This is a genomic window from Roseibium album, assembly GCF_001404515.1.
Lineage (GTDB): Bacteria > Pseudomonadota > Alphaproteobacteria > Rhizobiales > Stappiaceae > Roseibium > Roseibium album.
Window position 1 is genome coordinate 481,826 of sequence record NZ_CXWE01000005.1, and the last position, 24,445, is coordinate 506,270.

Sequence of the window (24,445 nt, forward strand, 5' to 3'; positions counted from 1 at the left end):
TGATAGCAGCACCATGGACCTTGCCTCCGGCAAGTCCGCAAAAGGAAATACAGCGCGCCGTGCCCCAATCGACAAACCACCCAAACCGACAAAGTCCGCGCGGGGAACCTCAATCGGCAAGGCCGACAGCGCGCGCGAAAGGGCCGCGGGCGGGTTGATGCCGGTTGCCGGGCTGGACATGTCGCTGGAAGAGGCGGAACAGCTCGAGGAAAAGCTCAAGCAGCACAAGAAGGACAACAAGAAGAAAAAAACGGAATCCAAATACGGCGAGCTGACCGGAAACCAGGGTGCAACGGCAACAGTCGAGGCCCTGTCAGCGCTGATTGAATCCGGCAACCCTCTCCACAAGAACGGTGAAATGTGGGTGCCGCACCGGCCGGATCGACCGGCAAAATCGGAGGGCGGGGTCGAAATCGACCTGAAGTCCGAGTATGAACCCAAGGGTGACCAGCCGACCGCCATCGCCGAACTGGTTGAAGGCATGGAGACCGGCGAACAGACCCAGGTGCTGCTCGGCGTCACCGGCTCTGGCAAGACCTATACCATGGCGCAGGTGATTTCCCGCACCCAGCGCCCGGCGCTGATCCTCGCGCCCAACAAGACCCTCGCCGCCCAGCTTTACGGCGAATTCAAATCCTTCTTCCCGGACAATGCGGTCGAGTATTTCGTCTCCTACTACGACTACTACCAGCCGGAAGCCTATGTGCCGCGCACGGACACCTATATCGAGAAGGAAAGCTCGATCAACGAGCAGATCGACCGCATGCGCCACTCGGCCACGCGCTCGCTTCTGGAACGCGATGACGTCATCATCGTCGCCTCGGTCTCCTGCATCTACGGTATCGGCTCGGTCGAGACTTATACGGCAATGACCTTCGCCATCGAGGTCGGCGAACGCATAGACCAGCGCCAGTTGATCGCCGATCTGGTCGCCCTGCAGTACAAGCGCAACGACGCCGCCTTCCAGCGCGGCGCCTTCCGTGTGCGCGGCGACACGATCGAGCTGTTCCCGGCCCACTACGAGGACCGCGCCTGGCGCATTTCGCTGTTTGGTGACGAGATTGAGTCGATCACCGAGTTCGACCCGCTCACCGGCAGGAAATCGGGTGAGCTGAAAAGCGTCAAGATCTACGCCAACTCGCACTATGTCACGCCCAAGCCGACGCTGAACCAGGCAATCAAGTCGATCAAGGACGAGCTGAAGCACCGGCTGGAGGAACTCAACAATCACGGCCGCCTGCTGGAGGCTCAGCGCCTCGAACAGCGCACCATGTTCGATCTGGAAATGCTGGAGGCGACCGGCTCCTGCGCCGGCATCGAGAACTATTCACGCTACCTCACCGGCCGCAAACCGGGCGAGCCGCCTCCCACCCTGTTCGAATACCTGCCGGACAACGCCATCGTCTTCACCGACGAGAGCCACGTCACCATTCCGCAGATCGGCGCCATGTACCGGGGCGACTTCCGCCGCAAGGCAACACTGGCCGAATACGGCTTTCGCCTGCCCTCCTGCATGGACAACCGCCCGCTGCGCTTCGAGGAATGGAACGCCATGCGGCCGCAATCCGTCGCCGTTTCGGCGACCCCCGGCTCCTGGGAGATGGAACAGTCCGGCGGCATTTTCGCCGAACAGGTCATCCGTCCGACCGGCCTGATCGATCCGCCGGTTGAAATCCGTCCGGCCACAAGCCAGGTGGACGATCTGCTGGGTGAAGTGCGCGAGGTCGCCCAGAAAGGCTACCGTACGCTGGTGACCACGCTGACCAAGCGCATGGCGGAGGACCTGACGGAATACCTGCATGAAAACGGCGTGCGTGTGCGCTACATGCACTCCGACATCGACACGCTGGAACGCATTGAAATCCTTCGGGACCTGCGCCTCGGCGCCTTCGACGTTCTGGTCGGCATCAACCTGCTGCGCGAAGGTCTCGACATTCCGGAATGTGCGCTGGTCGCGATCCTGGATGCCGACAAGGAAGGTTTCCTGCGTTCGGAAACCTCGCTGATCCAGACCATCGGCCGCGCGGCGCGTAACGTCGAAGGCAAGGTGATCCTCTACGCGGACAACATGACCGGCTCCATGGAGCGCGCGATTGCCGAAACCAACCGCCGCCGGGAAAAGCAGCTAAGCTACAACGAAGAGCACGGCATCACCCCGGAAAGCGTCAAGCGCAACATCGCCGACATTCTCGACAGCGTCTACGAGCAGGACCACGTCACGGTGGATGCGGGCTTCGCGGAGGAAGGCTCTCTCGTGGGCCACAACCTCGCCGCCCATACCGAGGACCTGGAAAAACAGATGCGCGACGCCGCCGCCGATCTCGACTTCGAGACCGCCGCACGCCTGCGCGACGAAATCAAGCGCCTCCAGGAAACCGAACTCGCCGTTGCCGACGACGCCATGGCCCGCCAGTCAGACGTCGACGCCAGGACCGGCGGCTTCAGAGGCGCCAAGAAATTCGGCGCCGGCGGCACCAAGGAAGGCGCCAGCGGCAAGAAAAAGGAAACCGGCCGGGATCGCGCCCGCGCCGCCAAACAGAAATCCGCCCTACCCGCCCCCAGCGCCAAGGTGCGCAAGAATACGCTGGACGAGATGACGGTCGGCCGAACGGAAGTGCCCCTCGGCAACGACGATCCGGTGCAGCCCGTGCGCCGCGGCAAGATTGGAGCGGGGTCTTATGAGGATCCGGTGGACGAGAAGAAACGCCGAGGACGGCCTAAGAAGAGCGGGCGGCCGGGGCAGTGAAACCCATCAAATTCTAGCAAAAAAGAAAATAAACACCACAATTAGAGGAGCCAAAATGTAAATGATTGGCCACGCATACACATTGAGAAAGTATTGCATGTATGGGAATCTTACTGATTCATCGCCATTAAATGGATCCCTAAACCTATGACATAGCAGATCTAATGATTCATGGTTTTCGTCATATTTATCAATAATAATTTGATACTCACGGAGTTTTTCTTTATAGTACTCTTCATCTATTTTGTTGGACAATGGAATTGAATTGTAGAGTCGCGTAATATCTCTTGCACAATCATGCATCGACTTTGAATGAGATTGATAACTATTACTTTCATTCAGTAGACTCAGAATAATTATAAAAACCGACATCGCCACAGAAAGAAAAGTTAAATACTTTCCTATATTCGGATCGTATTGCCCTAAAAATACTAGCAACCCAATTGAAATACAAATAACGTAAAACGATAAAATCGAAATAGACCATAGAGAAAGTCTATATTTCACAAGCAACCTTTTATGCGCCTCAAATCTCGCACCCTTTGTATAGTGCATTTTTCGACGTAATCTTTTCGCTTCTTCTGCGTCCATAACCATTAACCGATATTCTTGACCGCTCTAGGACAACATATTTTTTCAACAATTTCGCTGGATCCACTATAGGATTTTATTTTTTCTATTGACCTTCTGATAAAATTTAAGTCGAGACCCAAACCCACTAAGCGTTTATTGTACTTAGCTAAAAAAGAAATATAAGTCGCCCTTGGGGCGGCATACGGGTAGGCGATTAAGATTTCGATGTCTCTTCTAATGTTCTTCTCTATGTTGCCTAGTATTAAACACTTCTTCCATAACTGACCTTCGTTCAACATCGACAAATTTTCAAATTTTGCTAACTCTTGATCTAAAAAATTTTTAGAAAAAAGAGTCCGCGCATCTTTATGTTTAGACAACATATTAAGCGAAGCCTTAATTACAGTATCGATACGACAAGGCTTGCTAGGATGTCTTTTGACTATTCTTTTTAGTTCCGTTTCATATTTTTGAACGCTCCCACTATTTATATGGTCCAAAAGGTCAAGTACCCGGTATTCACGATACTCAACGCGAGTGTAGTGACGTGTTTTTGCTGCATTTAGGTTCAACCCAATGTTGAGCAAAAGTCTCGAGCCCCTGTGCATTATATTCTCAAGCTTTCTAGGAGAAGAGCCGAAAATTACGATATCGTCAGCCCAACGAATATATGTTACTTTGCTGCTCCTACATAGATCTATAAATTTCTCATCAAAATACCTCAAATAATAATTTGCAAGCATTCGAGACGCATCGGATATTATTTCCTGCGGAATCCCCTTCGAAGAAGGAATATAACCCTTTACTCTTCTATCCCAATATTGAAGAAAGTGCTTTAAAAGTGATATAGAATCATTGTGCCCCTGAATATCGCTACGAAGATTCTCACAAAGCCGATTTATGTCTATAGTATCATAAAAATTGGCGATATCGGATACTAATACGTAGTTTCCTATAGTAGAATCTCGACAGGTCTCGGCCATGAGCTCAGTAAAACTTGACCAATTCTTGAACCATGCTTTTTTTGATAACGTATCACTAAAATAAGGGTCAATTACTTCATTCTCCACCGCATCTTCTTCTGATTGAATTGAAGATAAATCAAGCTCCTTATTTGCATTCATTGGAACTGAACGCCAAGCTCCGTAGACACCAGGAAGATCCTTAACCAAGTAGTCTTGAAAAGATAAGGCTAGAAGATAGTATATAGTTAAGTCTTCTTTTGAAATTATTGGGACAAACCTTGTGCATCCAGAACTCTTTGGATAACCAAGATAACCGTGGCAAATTTCAGGAATATACCTGTTGATCTTAATATCATTACACAAACTATTTACAACAGATTCTATTTCTCTATAATCTTCATTACTCACTATTGGCACTATGCTGGCTCTCAACTTCCTCCAAATTGGTCGCGCGTTCTGTGCATTGATGATACTAGCAAGGTCGTTCACTTTATGAAACCTTCGAAGAATTATTGAATCTCAAATTGCAACTATAACTCAGCACAAATAAAATTAGAATACCGTCTGCTGGTGGAGACTTGTTTTAAACAACACTTTGACTGTCTCTCAAATTAGTTTCTTCAATTCACTATATTCACGAATTCTTCAGCAAGCGCCACCTTACAAAAGTACAATTGCTTCATGATCACTAGTCTGCCCGAATTCTGTCTGAATCAAACGCTGTTCCAAACCTGAACCGGGACAAAATTGTTACCGACTTGGACACGGCTAAGTGCCGGGGTAACAGCCTGTGAATATGACAAAATCTTCGTATCATCCTCGCGTGTCATCCCCGACTTGATCGGGGATCCACCCACTTCCAGAGCGCCCATCAATTCAACCTCCTCAGAACTCACAATTAGGCCGTCGGGCAACTGCAGCTCGTAAAAGAAGTATGGCGTCCGAGTGCTGCACTTAACGCACCTTCCAAAAAACGCCCGCGCAACAAAGTCCCTTTTTGCCCTATCGACAGAGCATGCTACCCTCTCCCGATGTCCTGGAAACCCGACGGCTATACGTCCGCCAGCCCTTACCTGATCGTGCGCGATGCCGAGGCGACGCTTCGGTTTCTGGAGCATGCGTTCTCGGCCACCCGGCTGCGCATTCACACCCGGGACGGCGGTGCCGGGATCAAGCATGCCAAGGCGCGTCTCGACGATACTGTCATTATGCTGGGTGAAATGCCGGAAACCGTCGCAGCTCATGTGCATGTCTATGTCGCCGATGCCGACGCCGCATTTGCAAAGGCCGTTGAAGCGGGCGGTCAGATCATCCAGGAGATGAGCCGTTCCGGCGATGGCGACTATCGCGGCGGTATTGCCGACCCGAACGGCATCGTCTGGTGGATCTCGACGCAGGAAGACTGACAACAACGTTTTCTCGAACGGCCGGCTCAGTCGCTGGAAGGCAACCCCAGGGAACCGAAGCTGGTGACCGACCGGAGACCGCTGAAGACCGAAACGGCAAATGACGCAAGATAGGCAATTGCCACGAAAACAAGCCCGGCCTGTGGACCGGCGGAACCCGCAACAAGACCTCCAAGGAGCGCGCCCAGCGGCCTTATCCCATAGATGGCCGTCTGAATGACCGCATTCACCCGTCCGAGCATCGCAGGCGGCGTGACGAGCTGACGAACCGAGTTCTGGACGACGAGCCACATCGACGGTCCGAAGCCAAGCAGAAAAAAGGTGGCGTATAACCAGAATTCCCGCGTCCCGGGTTGGATCGCAAGCAGACCGCAGGCCGCAAGCACCGAACTCCCCGGCCCGAACAGCAGGATGACTGAAGGCGAGATCCGATTGGAAAAACGGCCCGCCAGCCAGCTCCCCAAAATGGCAGCCAATCCAAATGCGGCGAGACAGATGCCGAATGTCCCCGGATCAAGGCGATAAATCTCCTTTATCGCGGGGACCATGATGACCAGCAGCGCCGCGAAGGCGAGATTCCAGAAGACCGCACAAAGCGAGATGGGCAGCAGCAGCCGATGCCGGACAACATACCGAGCACCCTCCAGGATCTGCGGGAGAACTCTTGACGCCGGCTTTTGCACAATTGCGAACTTCGGGAGGGAAACCGAAGCCACCACGGCAACACCTGACACGGCGCAGGCCACAGCGAATATCAACGCGGCGGGCGCTTGGTCGATGGCGAGGCCAACAGCCAGCGGGACGGCGAATGAGCTGATGGCACGGGGGATTTCGATGCTGGCGTTTGCCCGGGCCAAGTGTTGAGGTGTGACCGCTCTGGGCAATATTGAAAGCGCCGTCAGGCCAAACAGAACGACACCAAATCCGGCGAACGTGATCGCAGCGCCAAACCAGAAAACAGCCTCGGACAAAACGCTTGCGACTGCGCCACCGAAACCTGCCGCGGACATTGCAGCCGACGCGGTGGCAAGCGACCGCAATTGCTTTTGGTCGATAAGAATGCCGAACGGGATCGAACCAACCAGATGAGCCGCTGACTGGCAGGCGACGAGAACACCTATGACTTCAGGCGATGCCCCAAAGGCCAGGACAGCGACGAGCGGAACGGAAACGAGCGCAATCTGATCAGCAAAGTGCATCCCGTAGGCCGCACCTGTCAGGCGGTGAATGGTGGACAAGGGCAAACTCCTTAAGTTTGCCCGGCACAATAGGAACGCGGCTGTTTCTGAACGACCCGAAACGCGAGCGCATCAAATCCGCACCTCAACAACGGTGCCATCCGGACCTGATTGGTTGGTGCTGACAGACCCCGGTTCAAATCCGGGGCTAAAGGTCCTTTCGCAACCTCAATTTCACAGGTCATCCCCGACTTGACCGGGGACCCACTCCCTTCCAGAGCGCCACAATCGTTATCTCGGAGGCCGCCAGTCAGATTGAGACAAACACAGTTGCCAACACGTCTCGCCGACCCGGACCTGATCAGGACATCACGAAGAAGCCCGGCTCAAGGCACGGTCGGCGAAGTTCTTTTGGGTCGCGCCGGTTTCCGGTCAATCAGGCCAGATCGGCAAGTTTCGACAGGCCCTGCGCCGCCAAATCATTTCCCGCTAACCGGAAATCTCGTTTGACAGCAGGAATTCCCGCGCCATGCTGGCAATTGCCGGGCTTTGGACGATGAATCGCTTCGGCAAGGGGGGATCGCGTGAAGAGACTATTCATTGCCGCCTGTTTTTCGATTTGCCTCGCCGGACCGGTTTCCGCCGAACTGGCCAGGACAGACTATGGCGACTGGTCCGTCCGCTGTGATGAAAAGACCTACTGCATTGCCGAGACGCAAGGCAAGAGCTCGAACGACGAGGCCTTCAAGCTGAAGCTTGAACGCGGCGCGAAGCCCGGAAGCGATGTCTTCGTCACCTTGCGCCCGACAACAAAACTGGATGTCGGCATGCGCGCCCGCATCGAGATCGAAAGCCTGGAAGAAGACAATTACGGCTATTTCGGCAAGGCCGCCAAGATCTACACCGGCAATGAAATGACCTTCGGCGGCGAGGCCGACCGGGACCTGATCGAAAAACTGCGCCGCGGCGTGAGTGCTCGTGTCGAGATCGACTATGGCGGCTCGATCGGCACCCTCATCTACCGGGTGAGGCTCTCAGGGCTGACCCACGCGCTCCTGAAAATGGACGAACAGCAGGGCCGGATTGGCCGTCTGGATGCCGTCGTCGCCTGGGGGGGTGTTCCTGCGGACAGAGCAACAGCGATTGCTCCGGCTGCCACAATGCCCCCGCCAGCTCCCAAGGAGCCCGAAACTGCTGCAGCGCCGCCGCCGCCAAACGACGTTGCCACCCCGGTGATGCCGTCACAGGACGCGTCTTCAGGGCCGAGAGGCCTCGTCTATACGGTCGAAGAGCTGCCGGAATCTGTCCAGATGATGGGTTACCGCGCGCTGAACTGCGAGCTGGCGGAGACCCTGCCGGCCTATGGTGCGCAGTATTTTGCAGAGGGCGACGTGGAGACCTGGATCGTGCCCTGCACCGCTGCCGATGCCAATGTGCCCTATTACATGGCTGTGCACATTCCGTTCAATCCGTCCCTTGACGAATGGAAGGAATTCGAAACACCGCCGGATTTCAACCAGCCCAATCATGCCCTGGTCAACAATCTCTTTTATGATCCCGATACGGGTCAGGTCACCGGCACCACCTATTACTCCGCCAATTTGGACTGCGGCGCCTTCGAGCGGCATGAAGTGATGGCGGAAAGCGGCGACTACGAACTCGTCGAATATCTGGAAAAATCAAGCTGCGACGGCGTTTTCGGAGCGCCGGAGGGCTGGCCGCTCAGCTGGACCATCGACGAAATGGGCGGCTGACCGCAAGCCGTGAAAACCGATCCGGAACCAAAGGGAGACAGCACATGCGCCTGATGATGACGTTCAAGATCCCCACCGAGGCGGGCAACAAGGCCGGTGCCCGGCACACAATAGGCGCCGCAATTGAAAAACTGATTGCAGACACAGGCGCCCAAGACGCCTATTTCTACATGAAGGACGGCATGCGTGCCGGTACGATCTACTTCGAGGAAACCGATCAGGCAAATCTCACCCGCTACAACGAACCCCTGATGGAAAGCCTCGGTGCACAGATCGACATCATGCCGGTGCTCAATCTGGAGGATCTGAAACGCGGCCTACAGGGCCACTGACCAACCGGTGCGATTTCTGAAACAACATGGACCTGAACTCCCGATGACGTTCCAGGTCAAAACAATGCGAGAAATCAATGCAGTCCCGAAGGTTACAGTTTCTGGGAGCGGCTCTGGCAGGTCTGCTTTTGACCTCCGTGGGTGAGGCCGCGGCAACGCCCAGGGTTCCAGCGGAATGGGAGCCGCAGGCCGCGGTCTGGATGCAGTGGCCGGGCAGATACGAGACAGCCTTGCGCCCGGCTTTTGCGGATATCATCCGGGCCGTGCAGAGGTATGAAAACGTGCACCTTCTCACCGGCACGGAAAAGGAACAGAGGGCTGCAGCGGACTTTCTGGCGAAACGGGGCGTCACGACAGCGAACATCACCTGGCACCAGGTCGCGGTCGACAATGCGTGGATGCGCGACAACGGCCCGATCTACCTGACCGATGGTGAAACCGTCTGGGTCCAGAACTGGGCCTTTACCGGCTGGGACGGAACAACCGGTGCCGAGTACCGGCAGGACAACAAGGTACCGAACCAGGTCGCCGGCCTGCTTGGCTTGAACGTCGTGGACTTGACGGATTACGTGCTTGAAAAGGGCAACCTGGAAGTCAACGGTTCCGGCATCGGCATGCTGAACTGGGATTGTCAGGATCAGCGCAATCCGGGGCTGTCCCGGTCTGAACACGAGCGCATACTTAAAGAGGCTCTGGGACTGACAGAGATCATCTGGTCCTATGGCCATCATCCCGACGATCTTACGACGGGTCACATTGACGGATCAGCGCGGTTCATAAACGCCACGACGGTGGCGATTGCCGATACACAGGACCAACCGGAACTGCGCCTTGCCGAAGATCTCCAGGCGGCAGGCTTCAACGTGGAATGGTATCCCGGTGATGTGAACTGGCTGGTCGGTGACGGCTACATTGTCGCCATGAGTGAATTGGATACGGCGGCAGATCGGGACCTAAAGCAACATCTGCAGCGCTATTTTCCTGGCCGGCAGGTCCACCTGGTCGATGCCTGGTCGATCGCAGACGGCGGTGGCGGCATTCACTGTGTCACCAATGACCAGCCGCAACTTTGACATTCCGGAAGTTTCGACAGCACCAAGGGCGTAAAGACACTCCGCGAAGGTCCGGATACCGGAAACCAGCCCGAGCGGCAGCAAAGCCTGGCAGGCGACGGGGTGACCCAGCTTGCAGAAAACGTCTCGAAAAGCGCCGCAACCTGCTGCACGGCAATGTCCGCACTTTTTCGAAAGACCTGATCAAGGCGGTACAACCTAGCCTCATCAAATTGTTAACCATAGGTTTAAACCCGGTTGCCGGCCGGGGACATTTCGCTTCTTGGGCCAAGATATCCCGATATATTCTTCATTCCACCCGGTGTGAGTCGTTGAAACGACCGTGGCAGATGGGTTAATAAAGGATTAACATCTAGCAAATTTCGCCGGAGCGGCGCCGGCAGGAAATTCAGGAGACAGGAATGGGCATTTTCTCGAAGTCCCCGCGCCCGGGCGGTGGCCATGAGCAGCGGGCCGAGACAAGCGTGGAAACAGAGAAAACGGCGGTACCGGAAGCGCCGGAACCGACTGGCAACATTGAAAAGCTGTCGCCCTTCGCCCTGAAGATGCAGGAAAAGATGAACCATCTGGACGGGCTCAAGTCGCGTGTCGGCGGGCTCAACCAGATGTTCGACCAGATGGCGGCCTTTGCTTCGGAAAGCCAGACCAGCATCCGCATGATGTCCGAGTACATTGAAACCTCGCGGCACAGTGTGGAGACCGAAGTTCGGCTGAAGTCCGAAAATGCCAAGATTTCCACGGACCTGCTTGACGCTGACCACAAGGTCAGGTCTTTGACGACCCAGTTGGAAGACGCCCAGGCGGAAGTCCATTCGCTGCGCAAGCGCGCTACCGAAACACGGACTGCACTGGAAACAGCCCGCAACGATATCGTCACGATCCGTGACAACAACAAGCGGGTCAATGACGAATACCGGATCCAGAGCGCGACGCTCGTGGAAGCCAATGCCCAGGTCGCCGAATTGAGCGGCAAGCTGAACGACCTGATGGCCAAGCACGAGACTCTCGAGCGGCACTCGGAAGGGCTGCAAGAGGACCTGGATGCGATCAAGCACCGGGAAAAGGAACTGCAGCAGAACCTTTCGGAGAGCGCCAAGCTTCTGGAAGATGAGATCCGCAAGAACAATCAATCGACCAGCGAACTGGAATCGGCCAAACGCGAGCTGATCGAGTTTCGCAACGACAACATTGATCTGAAGTCGCATCTCGATGTTGCCAACCAGGAATTGACCTACGCCAAGTCCCGTCTGGAAGAAGAGCAGCGCAAGCATGACAACGAGATCTATGCCTTGAATGCTGAAATTGAGAACCTTTCCTCCCAGCGCCGCATCGGTGCCCAGTCCCTGCAGGAAATGGCGCGCGAAAACTCAACGCTGAAGGAACGCAGTCGCGATATTCTGAAGCGCATGCAGGAAATCGAGCATCTGCTCGACAGTGCGCAGACCAACCACGAAAAGGACCGCAACGAGCTGATGGCAACCAACGCCAAGCTGCGTGAAGTCAACCTGCGATACAATTCAGCACTCACGGATCTCAATCATCAGCGCAATCAGAACCAGAAGTTTGCCGACAATCTGGAAGACCTGGTCGATGAGAACAAACGCCTTCAGCGTTACAAAATCCAGGTCGATACGGCCAATGAGCAGATCACTCAGCTGAAGTCCGTGATCACCAACTATCAGATGGCCATGGAAGGCAAGGGTCCGGCTGAAGAACTCGGCCTCACCGAAACCTATGACCCTGCGACAGAACTCGGGATCACGGAGCCGCTGGACAGCGAAATCGAACCTCTTGACCTGGATGCCGACGCGACGGATGGCGAAGGGCCGGATGACGACGCTCCCGGCAATGGCGACGACAAGATCGTCAAGCTGCGCGACTGAAGACGTTCGGATTGCGCGTCACCGCCAGGCAATCAAGTCCCTGACTTATCGGTCGGCAGAGCACTGTTGACCGATAGTGCAAAATTTCCAACTTCGACCGTTTCTGCTAGGGTTTTGGAGGCGGGTCTGCGCGACCCGGCCAGCGGCTACCCGAAGTTGAGGAGCGCTCTTTGTGAAAAGCAAACTGCTGCCCCTCCTCGTCCTGGTCGGCGGCGCCTTCGGGATCTTCGTCGGTTCCTTCAGTCCCGCGTTGACGCAGATTCTACAGCCGTTCGGTGACGTTTACATCCGGTTGATGGAGGTGGTGGTACTTCCCTACCTCGTGTCTTCCCTTTTGCTTGGTCTCGGTCGCCTGTCGCCAAGCATCGCCCTCACCCTCTTCCGCAAGAGTTGGCCGGTCTACCTTCTGCTTTGGGGGGTGACATTCGCGTTTCTGATTGTCGCGGCCTCAACCGTTCCACTGGTCGGGACTGCAACAGTCGTCGACTTTTCCTCAAGCCTGCCAAATGACAGGGGATCAGCCACCTCCCTGGTCAAATTGCTGGTCCCGGACAATTTCTTCGAAGCTCTCAGCCAGAACTATATTCCATCCGTTGTGCTTATTGGCGTGATCTTCGGCATCGCTATCCAGCACAGCGTAAAGCCGACACCGCTGCTTGAAATTCTGACCATAGTCCGCAACGCCTGCATTCGCATCTGGGGCTGGATCGTTTATCTGGCACCGCTCGGCGTATGCGCGCTCTTTGCTGAATCCATCAATTCCGTCAGCCTGACGGGCTTCGCCGCCCTTTCAATCTATATCGCGGTCGTGATGCTGAGCTCCCTTGTGCTCGCACTCTGGGTTTTCCCGATGTTGCTGACCGTCTTCCTGCCACTCACCTACCGGGAAGTTATGTCAGGATTACGGGAAGCCTTCATGGTGGCGGTCGTGACATCCCTCTCCGTTGCGGCGCTTCCGTTAATTCAAAAAGCCGCCCAGCAATATGCGGCCAAGTTGAGCAACGATAACGGCGAAGAACAACAACAAAGGGAAATCATCGAAACATCCTTGTCTGTCAGTTATCCGCTTGCTCAGATCGGCAATTTCTTCATCCTGGTGTTTCTGATTTATGCCGCGTTCTACTACTACCTGCCGATCGAAAGGCAGCAACTGCTGGAGCTGCCCTTCGTTACCCTGCTTTCGAGCATCGGTTCGCCAACGTCGTCAATCGGGGCCGTCACCTTTATGGCCGACTGGCTTGGTCTTCCCACCGGCACAACGAACCTCTATGTCGAGACCATGGCGATCACCCGATATGGTCAGGTAATCGCTTCGGTATCCGCCTTCGCGTTCGTGACAACGGCCATTACGTTCATTTTCTACGGCAAGGTGCGCTTTGATCCGAAGGCCCTGGTCCTGATGCTGAGCGTGTCCGCTGCTGCCTTTTCCGGAATCTGGGCGCTCGGAAGTCTCGGCGGCACCCACGTTCCGCTTCATTCGGAAATCAGTTACCGGGCAGCCAGCCTGCCGGACTATGTGCAGCAGTTAAGCAACGCCAATCTTTTGCCGACAAAAACAGAGCAGACAGCAGACGCCGGTAATCAGGACCCGAAAGTCGGCACCGCGATCAATACGATCGACCGGATCGAAACAACAGGGGTCCTGAAGGTGGGTATCAACCCGAATGTGATGCCCTTTGCCTATGTGAATAATGACGGCCGGCTCGTCGGCTACGATGTCGAGATGATGTATCGCTTCTCACAAAGCATGAATGTCGATCTGGAATTTGTTCCTTACGGATGGCAAAGCCTCGCGGAAAACCTCGAGCAGAAGAAGTTCGACATAGCCATAGGTGGTTTGTACATAACGGATGATCGGTTGAATTCACTGACAGTCAGTGCCCCTTACTTCGAAAGTCCACTTGCCCTGGTCGTGAAACGAAGCCGGGTCGAGGAGTTCAAGTCAAAGGCTGTCATTGCATCAAACCCCGACCTCACGATCGCGGTTTTTGATGACCCGGTGCTCATACCGCTTGCGAAGCGGAGTTTTCCATCCGCGAAACTCCGTGTCGTCGAGAACTACAGCAATCTTCAGGACCTGAAGGGGGTCGACGCCGCTCTCTGGACGCGGGAACAGGCACGGGCCCTTGCCATATCATTGGAAGGTTACTCCGCCGTTGTGCCGGAGGATACGGCAAGCCGCTTCCTGTTCGCATATCTGATGCCACCTGCTTCACCGGGGTTGGCAGCCTACTTCAACTACTGGATGGACCTGTCCCGAAAAGCCGGTGTTCTGAAGGACATGGACAGCAGATGGATAAGCCCGGTCGACACCGAGATTTCGAATTAGGATACGAACCCGTCCGGCAGCTTTCGGGTTTTCACTCCGGTTCCACGGTGAATTGCAGCGGATAACCCATTTGGCTCGCGGCATCAATTGCGCGCGTTGCTTTCGTTTCTGCAACGTCCTTGGGATAGACTGAGACGACACAGACCCCCTTCTGATGCGCCGTCAGCATGACGACTTCCGCCTGTGCCATGTCCAGCCTGAATTCCGCCTTCAGGATCAGGACGACAAATTCGCGCGGCGTGTAATCGTCGTTTACCAGAATGACCTTGTAGAGTTTCGGCTTCTGGACTTTCGTCTTTTGTTTCAGCTTCAGATCGGTTTCACTCATGGCACTTGTCCGGACTCTATCCCCGGAACCCTGTTCCGGGACATCATGAATGGCGTCAGGTTTTGAATGCGCACTCGGCAGGGACTGAGCATTCAAAATCTGACCTGGCGACTGGTACCGGGTCCGTTCGAGATCCTTTACCGATATCGCGGAAGTTTCGCCGGACCAATTCCGGTGTATCTAGAACTTTTCAGGCGATTGGATAGCTTGGCGCAGCCCTCCGGGACGCCGGTTTATCTATTCCCAGTATAATGCATCGAATTTTCAAAGGAAACATGACTGTCGTGCAATTGCGAGAATTGCAAGCCTGAAGCGTTACTCGGCCAGTTTGAGGTCCTTAAAGCGATCCGGCGCGACTTGCCCTGCGTAAGAGCTGGTGTGGTCAATATCAATATCATCCGAAGGGGTGTCGACGATGTCGCGTAATTCGATGCAAGCCATGAACTGGTCGATATTTGCTTTTTTGTGCCTGTTCTTGTCCGCAACAATTCTCACTCCGACGCAGGCTGCAGCGGATCTCGGTTCCGCCGCGCGTTCCGTCCCCTCCGCCGAACTGGTCGGCAAGGGCCGCATGACCTATCTCGGTTTCAAGGTGTTCGACGCCGAACTCTATGCTCCGAACGGCGTCTACAGTGCCACAAGTCCTTTCGCTCTCAAATTGACCTATTTGCGAAACTTCACGGGTCAGGACATTGCCGAAAGTTCGGTGAAGGAAATCAGGCGTCAGGGCGGTGCCTCGGCAGGTCAGCTCGCATCCTGGGAAAAACAGATGCTTGCCATCTTCCCGAATGTTTCCCCCGGTCAATCAATCACCGGGGTTAGAACGGCAAAGGGAAGTACAGCCTTCTTCCTCGACGGACGCAAGATCGGCACGATCAGCGATGCAGCCTTTACAAGGAAATTCTTCTCGATCTGGTTGGGCAACAAGACGCGGAACCCGGGCCTGCGCACCAGACTGGTCGGATCCGGTTCGTGAACCGCCGCGGGCAGGAAACGACAGCAATATCAGACAATTCATACCGGCAACCGGAATTGCGTGACGGTGAAGAAGAAGGACCTCACACGATCCCGGTTGACCGGCACATCGGCTGCTCAAGTCTCGCCCGCTACGGTGCCATGGCGTTTCCCCTGGCGTTCGTCGGATTGCCCATCTACCTGCATGCTCCCGATTTTTATGCCGTGTCGTTGCAGCTCCCCCTGGCGACACTCGGTTCGGTTCTTCTTGCTCTCCGGCTTGTCGACGCCGTTCAGGATCCGTTTATCGGCAGCCTGAGCGACAGGTTCCATACGTTTCGCTCTGCAATTCTGGCATTCGGCACGGTCCTGCTCGGCGCCGGGTTCTGGATGCTTTTTCATCCGGTCGCATCGGCTCCTGTGCTCTGGTTCGCAATTTCGGTATTGATTTGCACCACCGGTTTTTCTGTCGTTTCCATCAACTTTCAGGCTCTGGGCGGTCTTTGGCGAACAACATCCGGCCAACGCACGAGGATCACCGCCAGTCGCGAGGCGATAGGTCTGATCGGACTTCTTTTTGCGGCCGTAACCCCGCCGGTGCTCATGCAGGTTGTCGGCGCCACCGAGGCATTTCACTGGCTGTCGCTGGTCTATCTACCTCTGCTTTGCGGAACGCTCTGGCTACTTGTGCGATGGATGCAAAATGCTCCTCTTGATGTTCCTGCAAATCAGGGTCAGCGGGAAAGCTGGCTGCCACTTCTGAAAAACAGATGGCGGGCACTGTTCTTCGGGCTTGTCTTCCTTAACACTTTTGCAAGCGCGGTTCCCGCCGTGCTCGTTCTCTTTTTCATTCGGGACCGCCTTGATGCCGAGGCCTATACCGGTCTCTTTTTGCTGATCTATTTTCTTGCCGGTGCGCTGTCGATGCAGCTCTGGACAACCGCGGCCCGAAAATTCGGGAAACTGCGTGCCTGGCAATTCTCGCTCGCGGCAGCGATTTTCACTTTCTGCTGGGCAGCCTTGCTTCAGGAGGGAGATCTGGTCGCATATGGCGTGGTCTGCGCATTTTCAGGTCTCGCACTTGGCGCGGATCTCGCCCTGCCTCCGGCCCTGCTTGCAGACCATATCGAAGCTGATGGACGGCAACAGGAAGCTTCCAAACTGTTTTCGGTCATGGCCTTTCAGTCCAAGGCTGCGCTTGCTGTCGCAACCGGACTCGCACTGCCCTTGCTCGGTCTGTTCGGCTACCATCCGAATGTCGACATGACACCGCAATTGAATTTCATGTTAAGCGTCACCTATGCGGGCCTCCCCTGTATTTTCAAGCTTGCCGCCCTGGGAGGCCTGGTTATTTTTGAGAAAGATCTCGAAATTGGAAAATTGACCTCCTGAATGTTGATTGTTCGACATCTTTCAAACAAACATCGGGATATTGAACCTGTTTTTCGGCCGAAGAAGATGACAGTCAGACACCCTCAATTGACGAAGCCCGCTGACAAGGACCCGCTCGCAGCAGCGCTTGAACAGGAAATCTTCAATGAAAAAGCGTCAACACTGTCCCGCCTGATCAAGAAACTGGAAAAGGCTCTCGAACTTTTGAATGAACTGGAGAATGACCCGCAAGCAACGGACCAGGTCCGGCTCGACCGGCTGGCGGAAGCAGGAGAAGCGCTCTGGAACGTAACCATCCAACGCGAGCTATGCGGTCTCCGCCATCACCGTGAATTTAACGATCACCTCCGTGTTCCCCGCGCCGTACGCCTGAATATGGGACCGGCGATCAGCATGAAACACCGTTTCAAATCGCGATCTTGACGCCGGTCACATCAGGAAAAGGATGATTGTGACCGCGATCACTTCCTTGTTGATGGGAATGCCGTAGCGAAAGGTTGCAGTTGCATCTTTGACACAGCGATGCTTTTTACCGGGGGTTATAGAAATATGTGTTATTTACTGTCGCGCTCAGTGAACTATGTAACTCTGCTTGGATTGACAGGTTTGAAGGCCGGTGCCTTGCACCGGGTAAATAATATAGCGCCGAGCGCAGAACGATCATGATGTGCAGGAAGACTGGCCCCTTGAGTTTTTTTCCAAGACTGATCACGGTTTGCATGGCGTTGGGAATTATGTTTTCCCCGGAGCTCCCGATCCTAAGCGTTACAAAGCACGCTCACGCCCAATCCGTCCGCGTTGTTCCCGAAGGCAATCGTTTCAGGAACCAGCCGAAGATTCCCTATGCTTCCGCACGGCGCACGTCGTCCAACAAATCCAGCTATGACGCCAAGTTCAACAAGGTCCTTGCTGTTCTGAAGCGCGACCGGCGCCTGATGTCGTCCATCAAGAGGGTGGCTCGCAGATACGGCATCGATCCGATCCATATCATCGGCGCTATCGTGGGAGAACACACGTACAATTACGACACTCTGGACAGTGCCCAGTCGTATTACGTGAAAGCACTGGCATATGCCGGCATCAATTTCGATTTCGAGCTCAACGGGGAACACGTCGATACATTCGTGCAACGTCCGCAGTTCGACCGATGCCGCAAGGAGCACATCCAAAAAAGCAGCGACCGCCGCTGGTCCTGCTACGAAAACGTCTGGAGCAGCAAATTTCGGGGAAGACGCGTTGACGGTGTCCGCTACCCAAAAAAGAACTTCAACGAAGCCTTTTTCCAACCGCTTTATGCCGGACAGAGCTTCGGACTGGGACAGCTCAGCCCGCTCACCGTCCTGAAAATGACGGATCGTGTTTCGCGCCAGAGCAATTTCCGCAAACTGAAGGCGTCGAATTCGGACGCGGTCTACAAGGCGACGATGGATCCGAACATTTCGCTCCACTACATGGCCGCGATCATTCAGGATTCTATCGCGGCCTACAAATCGGTAGGCAAGGTGGACATTTCCAAGAATCCGGGGGTAACCGCAACCCTTTACAATCTTGGTGATCCCTGGAGCCGCGCAGCCAAGTTTCGCCGAACCGGTCGATCCTGGCCGCGCGAAAACTACTACGGCTGGCTCGTGAACGACCGCATCGATGAACTGCGCACACTGCTTTGACTCCAGGCAAGGCAACCGCGGCTCGCCGGGAATTCATCAGCGGTCTTCAAGTCAGAAACGGGTTTGTCTCGCGTTCTTGACCGATCGTGGACGCCTGGCCGTGGCCGGGAATGAAGGAAACATCGTCTCCCAGCGGCAGCATTTTCTCCTGGATCGACCGGATCAGCGTGTCATGATCACCACCGGGTAGATCCGTCCGCCCGATCGAGCCGGCAAACAGCACATCACCCGAAATCGCAAAGCGCAATTCTTCGTCGAAAAAAACCAGATGACCGGGTGAATGCCCCGGGCAATGCAGCACATCGAACGATCTGCCGGCAATTTCGACTTTGTCACCCTCGACCATCCAGCGGTCGGGCGTTACCGGCTTTACGTCGGAAACGTCGAACTGGACGGCCTGATCGGCAACACGGTCGATAAGCGGTTTGTCCGCCTCATGGGGACCTTCTACCGGTACACCAAGCGCCGCGGCCAGGTCAGCCGCACCGCCGACATGATCAATGTGGCCATGCGTAAGCACGATATTCTCTACATTGACGTCGTGTTTGCCGATCGCCTCTTGTATGCGCGCAACATCACCGCCCGGGTCGATCACGGTTCCGCGCATGGATTGCGGATCCCAGATGAGCGAACAGTTCTGCTGAAATTGAGTAACCGGAATGACCATCACCTGGATCGGTGGCGTGTCTTCCATGTCTGAATTCGTCGTTTCCTGCGGCACACGCGCCTCCCTCTGCAACAACCTTGCTCAACACAGCAACAAATGCGGGACAAAGCAAGTCGGTGTCGTGTTTCTGTATCATAGCGGCTTCACCTTGCCGCGCGCATTTCGTACAAGATGTATAAGCCCATGAGAAAACGGCAATCAAAATCGGGTAACCGGACATAATGACGCTAAGACTGCTGACTTTCCTGATCACTGCCGCGACCGCGTTGATGACCGCGACCGGAAGCACGGCGCAACCGGGACGGGTTGCGCCGAGTTTTGAGGGATGGACGGTCGACTGCGGAAATACGGGGGCATGCTTTGCATCGTCATTCACCCGAAGCCAATCGGTCTGGGTGGATCTGCGTATCGTCCGGGACTGGCAGGCGGAAGCCCAGCCGCTGATCCGCCTGACAACGAACACCGAACTGCCTCAGGAAGGAACGCTCCGCTTTGATGTGGACGGAGCCGCGATTGAAGAATTGCCGATCGAGCAACTGCGCGAGATGCAATCTGCCATTACCCCGCCTGCCGGCTTCCGCCCGCTTGGCGGTGAAGGCTTCTGGTATCCCGCGGGCCCCGCCTCCGTTACGCTTCTGGAAGCGATGCAAAAGGGCAAGATCCTTACGATTCACCTGGCTGCTGGCGATGGCACGGATCCGACGTCCGTGCCTGTTCCGCTACAGGGTCTCAAGGCAAGCCTGCTCTGGCTCGACAACCGGCAGGACCGAACCGGAACACTTGCCGCGATAGTCGCGCCCGGAACGGACCCTGCCAAAGATGCTCCTCATGCACTTCCGATCCTGAGCGCGGACCAGCTTCCTCCTGAAGTCGCCGCCATCTGGTCGGCAAACCGTCTTTGCTCAGCGATCGATCCGACAATATTTGCAAGCCTGAATGCCGTTCGTGTCCCGCTCGCCGAGAACGCATCGCTTTACATCGTCCCCTGCGGCGCACCAACGCCCTACAACAGCCCCTACGTAGCCATTCTTTCCGGCAAGGATGGAGCAGCCCGTCAGATCCATGTCTCAAGGATGTCCGACAAGGGTCCGATCGCGTCCGATCTGATCTATAACGCAAGATGGATTCCGGCCGACCAGCAACTTGTAAGCTACTTCAAGGGATCCGGCGTCGGCGAGTGCGGTCTCTGGAACCGCTGGGTCTGGAACGGTACGGGTCTTGTTCTGTTGGAGGAAGCCACACGAAAAACCTGTGATGGCACGGAGCCGGACTTGTCCAATTGGTCAAGTACTTGGCCTCTAAAAAACAAGCCCGAATAAAGCTTCCGCCAAGGAATTTCTTGCGATTTCATGCCTCTCGCCCTTATGATGGAGCCGCAGCGGCTGGTGAGGGATGCGGCAAGAATGCTTCAGCCTGACCCCAGAATGTTGATCGGGCGCACTGAGTGCGCCTGCCTGAGGTGACTCGACTGTGAAGGCGGGTGAGATTGGCTGATTTGTGCCGGAGGGGCACAGTAATTAAGGTGATTCTGTAATGCACGATGGCGATTCGGACCGGCGGTCGCGTGGTCGGCGCGGCGGCAAGCGCGAGTTTGGCGGTCCGCAAGACTTCGGCAGTGATTTTGGCGGAAGCGACTTCGGTGGGGGCCGGGATGGTGGCTACCGGGGCGGACGCGACAATGATTTTGGTGGCGGCTACGGCCGCGACAACAGAGACAGTGGATACGGCGGCGGCCGTGACGGTGGTTACGGTGGCGGCGGTGGACGCGAAGGCGGCTACGGCGGCGGTGGTGGACGCGAAGGCGGTTACGGCGGCGGCGGTGGGCGCGAAGGCGGCTACGGCGGCGGTGGTGGGCGCGAAGGCGGCTATGGCGGCGGCGGTGGACGCGAAGGCGGTTACGGCGGCGGTGGCGGTGGACGCGAAGGCGGCGGCTACGGCGGTGGTGGACGCGGTGGATACGGCAACCGAGAAGGCGGCGGCTATGGCGGCGGTGGCGGTCGTGGCGGATATGGCGGCGGTCGGGACGGTGGCTACGGCGGCGGTGGCGGCGCTGGCCGCGGAGCCTACGGCAACCGTGAAGGCGGCGAAGGCGACGGTTTCCGGCAAGGCCGTCCTCCTCGCAGAGATGGACCGCCTGTAGAGCGAGGTCCGCGCCAGAGCGGAACTGTGAAGTTCTTCAAAACCGACAAGGGTTTTGGATTTATCACGCCGGATGAAGGCGACGCAGACGTGTTCGTACACATTTCGGCTGTCGAACGCTCCGGCCTCACGACACTCGATAGCGGCCAGCGCATTTCCTTCGAGACTGAACCGGATCGCCGGGGCAAGGGCCCAAAGGCCGTGAACCTGCAGGTCGTCGAGGAAGGTAGCGAAGCTGCACCCGAGGAAAGTGTCGAAGCAGCGCCTGAGGAAGACGCACCCGAACAGGAATAAGTGGGTCTTTGCCTTTTGACGGCACTGACCGGAACATTGGGCGCAGCTTGTCTGCGCCCTTTCTTTTTCAAGTGACACGAACCGTACCTTTTCATGGGCGCTTGCTCCACCTATAAGGCGGGTCCGCCCAAGTTCAGGTACCATTTGATGTCCGCTACAAAGTCACCCGCAAAAATCCGCCCGTACGAACCGGGTGACCTGAGCACCTTGTTGCTGATGAACAACGCCGCTGTACCTGCAGTAAACGAATTAACGGCGGAAGAATTGCTCGATCTTGTCAATCAGGCGCTTGTTTGCCTGGTCGCCGAAGTGGACGAGGCACCGGCCGGACTGCTTCTGTGCATCGCGGACGGCAAGGGATATGAAAGCCCCAACTATCTCTGGCTCTGCGAACGTCTGACAAGCTTTGCCTACACGGATCGTATCGTGGTTGACGAACACCAGCGCGGCTTGAACATTGGTGATCGTCTATACGCGGCTCTCTTCAAACTCCTTGCCGGATCAGGACGCTCCTTTGTATGCGAAGTCAACGAACGCCCTCCCAATCCGGGGTCGCTGCGTTTTCACAAGAACCTGGGCTTTGAAGAAATCGGCAGGGCCAACAATGGTGACAAGTCTGTCGTCTACCTGAAACGCGCGCCCGAACCTGCACCCTGATCCAGCCCGGCATAGGGAATACCAGATGAATTATCGGCATGCCTATCACGCAGGAAACATCGGTGATGTGCTGAAGCACACCGTACTTGCACGTCTGATCGTCTATTTCCAGCGCAAGGACAAGGCATTCCGGATCCTCGATACGCATGCCGGAATTGGCCGATACGACCTCACGTCAGAAGAAACCCGCAAAACGGGAGAATGGCAGCAAGGGATCGGAAAAATCCTGAACGCGGATATTCCCCTCCAGGTCGCCGAACTGCTTTCTCCCTGGCTGGACGTCGTTCGCAGCCTCAACCCGGACGGGGACCTTCGGACCTATCCGGGTTCACCTGACCTTTCCCGTCATCTCATGCGCACGAACGACAGGCTGACACTGACGGAGCTGCATCCGCAGGATTTTGAAATCCTTTCAGGTCTGTTTTCCGCAGATTTTCAGGTCAAGACCATTCACCTTGACGGCTGGCTGGCGATGGGCAGTTTTCTACCGCCGAAGGAAAAGCGCGGTTTCGTGTTCATCGACCCGGCATATGAAGTCACCGACGAATTCGACCGGATGACAGGCGCTGTTTTGAAAGCGTGGAAAAAATGGACGACCGGCACATACGCTCTCTGGTATCCCCTGAAAGACACCAGAGCGATCAGACGCATGCACGAGGCGTTTGGTGACGCGGAAATGCGTGATGTCCTGTCCCTTGAACTGAGCGTCGGCAAAAGCGGACCGGACACGAGAATGCTGGGTTCCGGAATGACACTCATCAATCCGCCCTTCACGCTCGCAGATGAAATGAGTCGGATCCTGCCCTGGTATTGCGACATATTGCGGCAAGGACCGGGAACAGGGTGGGACATCACGCAACTGATTGGCGAATAACTCTCGTTCAAGGTCGTTTTTGCCGGATCTGGTTCTTGACCTTCCGGCTCCACTCCCCCATCGTCTGTCGCAAAGATTGCCTTTCGGAGATTTTGCCGTGCATTTCGCCCGTTTCGCCCTTCTGATTTTGTCCGCACTCGCTGTCTGCACAGCTTTTGTGGTGCCGTCTGTTGCAGATGAGAATCGCGCCTACTGGTCACTAAGTGGCAAAAAGCGATTGCCTGACTGCACGGCTTCCTCGGTCCAGAGCGCCGTCGCGGGCTCTGTCGCCAGAGCGAAAAAAGACTACTACGGTGGCAGGACGATACTCGGTATCAATGAAATTCGGGAAGTCGCCTATCACGTCAATGGTGTCAGTCCGCTCGCCAGGCGCTATTGCACCGGTGAAGCCAGCTTGTCTGATGGTTCACTGCAGCACTTGCACTACCTGATTGAAGAAAACGCCGGCTTCGTCGGCGTGAGCTGGAATGTCGAGACATGCCTTGCACCGCTCGACAAATGGCATGTCTACGGCGCACATTGCAGTACGGCCCGGCCGCATTGAAGCTTCCGGAGAGATGACGTCTTCAGGCTGCATAAGGTTGATTTCGGCATTTCTCCTGACGATGCTGCTGCCACTTCCCGCCTCGGCGGATCAGCCCGGTGAATTCGATTTCTATGTGTTGTCGTTGTCCTGGTCGCCGACCTATTGCAGACAGGAAGGCGATGACGCGAACCCCTACCAATGTGATGCGCGCAATCCGTTCCGCTTTGTGGTGCATGGACTTTGGCCGCAGTATGAGCGCGGATATCCGCATTCCTGCGCGGGGCCGAAACGGATCGACAAAAGTATCGCCGTCACAATGGAAGACATCATGCCCAGCCACGGGCTCGTGTTCCACCAGTGGCGCAAACATGGCACCTGTTCAGGTCTGACACCTGACGAGTATTTCGATCTGACCCGGCAAGCATATGAAAAAGTGGCTATCCCCGGGGCCTTTTCCAGGCTGGACAAACGTGGCAAGGCCTCGCCGGAAACGGTCGAAAAAGCCTTTCGACTGGCAAATCCCGGCTTGCGAAACAATGCGATGGCCGTCACCTGTTCCAAAGGTGAACTGGACGAGATACGTATCTGCCTAACCAAGGATCTCGAATTCCGGTCTTGTGCGGGTGTTGACCGGTCCGGCTGTCGCGCAAAAAGCCTCTCCGTACCGCCGCCTCTGAGCCGTTGATCAAAGCGGACTGCCACGCGCAA

The 24,445-nt window shown here is 55.8% G+C and carries 22 protein-coding genes; 17 read left to right on the top strand and 5 right to left on the bottom strand.

Going from position 1 to position 24,445, the window contains the following annotated elements; translation table 11 throughout:
- Window positions 1–13 precede the first annotated feature (13 nt).
- Window positions 14–2,746 (top strand): excinuclease ABC subunit UvrB, encoded by a 2,733-nt coding sequence (gene uvrB, locus LA5095_RS19090; RefSeq protein ID WP_306361109.1) that lies wholly within the window; start codon window positions 14–16, stop codon window positions 2,744–2,746.
- Between the two features lie 6 nt (window positions 2,747–2,752).
- Here uvrB and LA5095_RS19095 read toward each other — a convergent pair whose 3' ends face one another.
- Both LA5095_RS19095 and LA5095_RS19100 read right to left on the bottom strand, forming a co-directional pair.
- Complete coding sequence (locus tag LA5095_RS19095; protein WP_158510413.1) at window positions 2,753–3,337, bottom strand: SLATT domain-containing protein; 585 nt, start codon at window positions 3,335–3,337, stop codon at window positions 2,753–2,755.
- Window positions 3,338–3,342: 5 nt separating this feature from the next.
- Window positions 3,343–4,773, bottom strand: a complete 1,431-nt coding sequence (locus LA5095_RS19100) for a reverse transcriptase domain-containing protein (protein ID WP_144436054.1) — start codon at window positions 4,771–4,773, stop codon at window positions 3,343–3,345.
- A gap of 542 nt (window positions 4,774–5,315) precedes the next feature.
- Between LA5095_RS19100 and LA5095_RS19105 the strand changes: the two genes are divergently transcribed.
- Complete coding sequence (locus LA5095_RS19105) at window positions 5,316–5,690, top strand: VOC family protein (RefSeq protein WP_055117756.1); 375 nt, start codon at window positions 5,316–5,318, stop codon at window positions 5,688–5,690.
- A 26-nt stretch (window positions 5,691–5,716) separates the two neighbouring features.
- Here LA5095_RS19105 and LA5095_RS19110 read toward each other — a convergent pair whose 3' ends face one another.
- Window positions 5,717–6,928: an MFS transporter gene (locus LA5095_RS19110; RefSeq protein WP_055117758.1), complete on the bottom strand. Its 1,212-nt coding sequence runs from the start codon at window positions 6,926–6,928 to the stop codon at window positions 5,717–5,719.
- Between the two features lie 524 nt (window positions 6,929–7,452).
- On the opposite strand from LA5095_RS19110, the gene LA5095_RS19115 reads away from it, so the two are divergent.
- From LA5095_RS19115 to LA5095_RS19135, 5 genes are all read left to right on the top strand, one after another.
- Entirely contained in the window at window positions 7,453–8,622 is a 1,170-nt protein-coding gene (locus LA5095_RS19115) for a DUF1176 domain-containing protein (protein ID WP_055117760.1), read from the top strand.
- A gap of 44 nt (window positions 8,623–8,666) precedes the next feature.
- On the top strand, window positions 8,667–8,954 hold the full coding sequence (locus LA5095_RS19120; protein ID WP_055117762.1) for a hypothetical protein: 288 nt from the start codon (window positions 8,667–8,669) through the stop codon (window positions 8,952–8,954).
- A 77-nt stretch (window positions 8,955–9,031) separates the two neighbouring features.
- Window positions 9,032–10,027, top strand: coding sequence for an agmatine deiminase family protein (locus LA5095_RS19125; protein WP_055117763.1), 996 nt, complete (start codon window positions 9,032–9,034; stop codon window positions 10,025–10,027).
- A 401-nt stretch (window positions 10,028–10,428) separates the two neighbouring features.
- Window positions 10,429–11,910 carry a coiled-coil domain-containing protein gene (locus LA5095_RS19130; protein ID WP_055117765.1) on the top strand — a complete coding sequence of 494 codons (1,482 nt, stop codon included), beginning with the start codon at window positions 10,429–10,431 and terminating at the stop codon, window positions 11,908–11,910.
- A 172-nt stretch (window positions 11,911–12,082) separates the two neighbouring features.
- Window positions 12,083–14,239, top strand: coding sequence for a cation:dicarboxylate symporter family transporter (locus tag LA5095_RS19135; protein ID WP_055117767.1), 2,157 nt, complete (start codon window positions 12,083–12,085; stop codon window positions 14,237–14,239).
- 31 nt (window positions 14,240–14,270) lie between these two features.
- Here the strand turns inward: LA5095_RS19135 and clpS are convergent, their stop codons facing one another.
- The gene (gene clpS / locus LA5095_RS19140; protein WP_029061097.1) at window positions 14,271–14,567 is read right to left on the bottom strand and encodes an ATP-dependent Clp protease adapter ClpS; all 297 of its coding nucleotides are present in this window, start codon (window positions 14,565–14,567) and stop codon (window positions 14,271–14,273) included.
- A 415-nt stretch (window positions 14,568–14,982) separates the two neighbouring features.
- On the opposite strand from clpS, the gene LA5095_RS19145 reads away from it, so the two are divergent.
- The 4 genes from LA5095_RS19145 (at window position 14,983) to LA5095_RS19160 (ending at window position 18,580) form a co-directional block, all read left to right on the top strand.
- Complete coding sequence (locus LA5095_RS19145) at window positions 14,983–15,543, top strand: chalcone isomerase family protein (RefSeq protein WP_082442889.1); 561 nt, start codon at window positions 14,983–14,985, stop codon at window positions 15,541–15,543.
- The gene (locus tag LA5095_RS19150) at window positions 15,540–16,913 is read left to right on the top strand and encodes an MFS transporter (protein ID WP_208992758.1); all 1,374 of its coding nucleotides are present in this window, start codon (window positions 15,540–15,542) and stop codon (window positions 16,911–16,913) included. The genes LA5095_RS19145 and LA5095_RS19150 overlap by 4 nt, the downstream gene beginning before the upstream one ends.
- 87 nt (window positions 16,914–17,000) lie before the next feature.
- On the top strand, window positions 17,001–17,336 hold the full coding sequence (locus LA5095_RS19155) for a DUF6665 family protein (protein ID WP_208992759.1): 336 nt from the start codon (window positions 17,001–17,003) through the stop codon (window positions 17,334–17,336).
- A 311-nt stretch (window positions 17,337–17,647) separates the two neighbouring features.
- A complete protein-coding gene (locus LA5095_RS19160) occupies window positions 17,648–18,580 on the top strand; it encodes a DUF1402 family protein (RefSeq protein WP_208992774.1) in 933 nt (310 codons plus the stop codon).
- 46 nt (window positions 18,581–18,626) lie between these two features.
- On the opposite strand, the gene LA5095_RS19165 is transcribed toward LA5095_RS19160, so the two are convergent.
- On the bottom strand, window positions 18,627–19,274 hold the full coding sequence (locus LA5095_RS19165) for an MBL fold metallo-hydrolase (RefSeq protein ID WP_055118075.1): 648 nt from the start codon (window positions 19,272–19,274) through the stop codon (window positions 18,627–18,629).
- Between the two features lie 194 nt (window positions 19,275–19,468).
- Here LA5095_RS19165 and LA5095_RS19170 point away from each other — a divergent pair, with 194 nt between their 5' ends.
- The 6 genes from LA5095_RS19170 to LA5095_RS19195 all read left to right on the top strand — a co-directional run bounded on the left by LA5095_RS19170 (window position 19,469) and on the right by LA5095_RS19195 (window position 24,422).
- Window positions 19,469–20,566, top strand: coding sequence for a DUF1176 domain-containing protein (locus LA5095_RS19170; protein ID WP_055117772.1), 1,098 nt, complete (start codon window positions 19,469–19,471; stop codon window positions 20,564–20,566).
- 214 nt (window positions 20,567–20,780) lie between these two features.
- On the top strand, window positions 20,781–21,680 hold the full coding sequence (locus tag LA5095_RS33465) for a cold-shock protein (RefSeq protein ID WP_055117774.1): 900 nt from the start codon (window positions 20,781–20,783) through the stop codon (window positions 21,678–21,680).
- A 147-nt stretch (window positions 21,681–21,827) separates the two neighbouring features.
- A complete protein-coding gene (locus LA5095_RS19180) occupies window positions 21,828–22,337 on the top strand; it encodes a GNAT family N-acetyltransferase (protein ID WP_055118077.1) in 510 nt (169 codons plus the stop codon).
- Between the two features lie 25 nt (window positions 22,338–22,362).
- Window positions 22,363–23,211: a 23S rRNA (adenine(2030)-N(6))-methyltransferase RlmJ gene (locus LA5095_RS19185; RefSeq protein ID WP_055117776.1), complete on the top strand. Its 849-nt coding sequence runs from the start codon at window positions 22,363–22,365 to the stop codon at window positions 23,209–23,211.
- A 97-nt stretch (window positions 23,212–23,308) separates the two neighbouring features.
- Entirely contained in the window at window positions 23,309–23,755 is a 447-nt protein-coding gene (locus LA5095_RS19190; RefSeq protein WP_208992760.1) for a hypothetical protein, read from the top strand.
- Complete coding sequence (locus LA5095_RS19195; protein WP_235814785.1) at window positions 23,715–24,422, top strand: ribonuclease T2 family protein; 708 nt, start codon at window positions 23,715–23,717, stop codon at window positions 24,420–24,422. Before LA5095_RS19190 ends, LA5095_RS19195 begins: the two co-directional genes overlap by 41 nt.
- The last annotated feature ends 23 nt before the right edge of the window (window positions 24,423–24,445 follow it).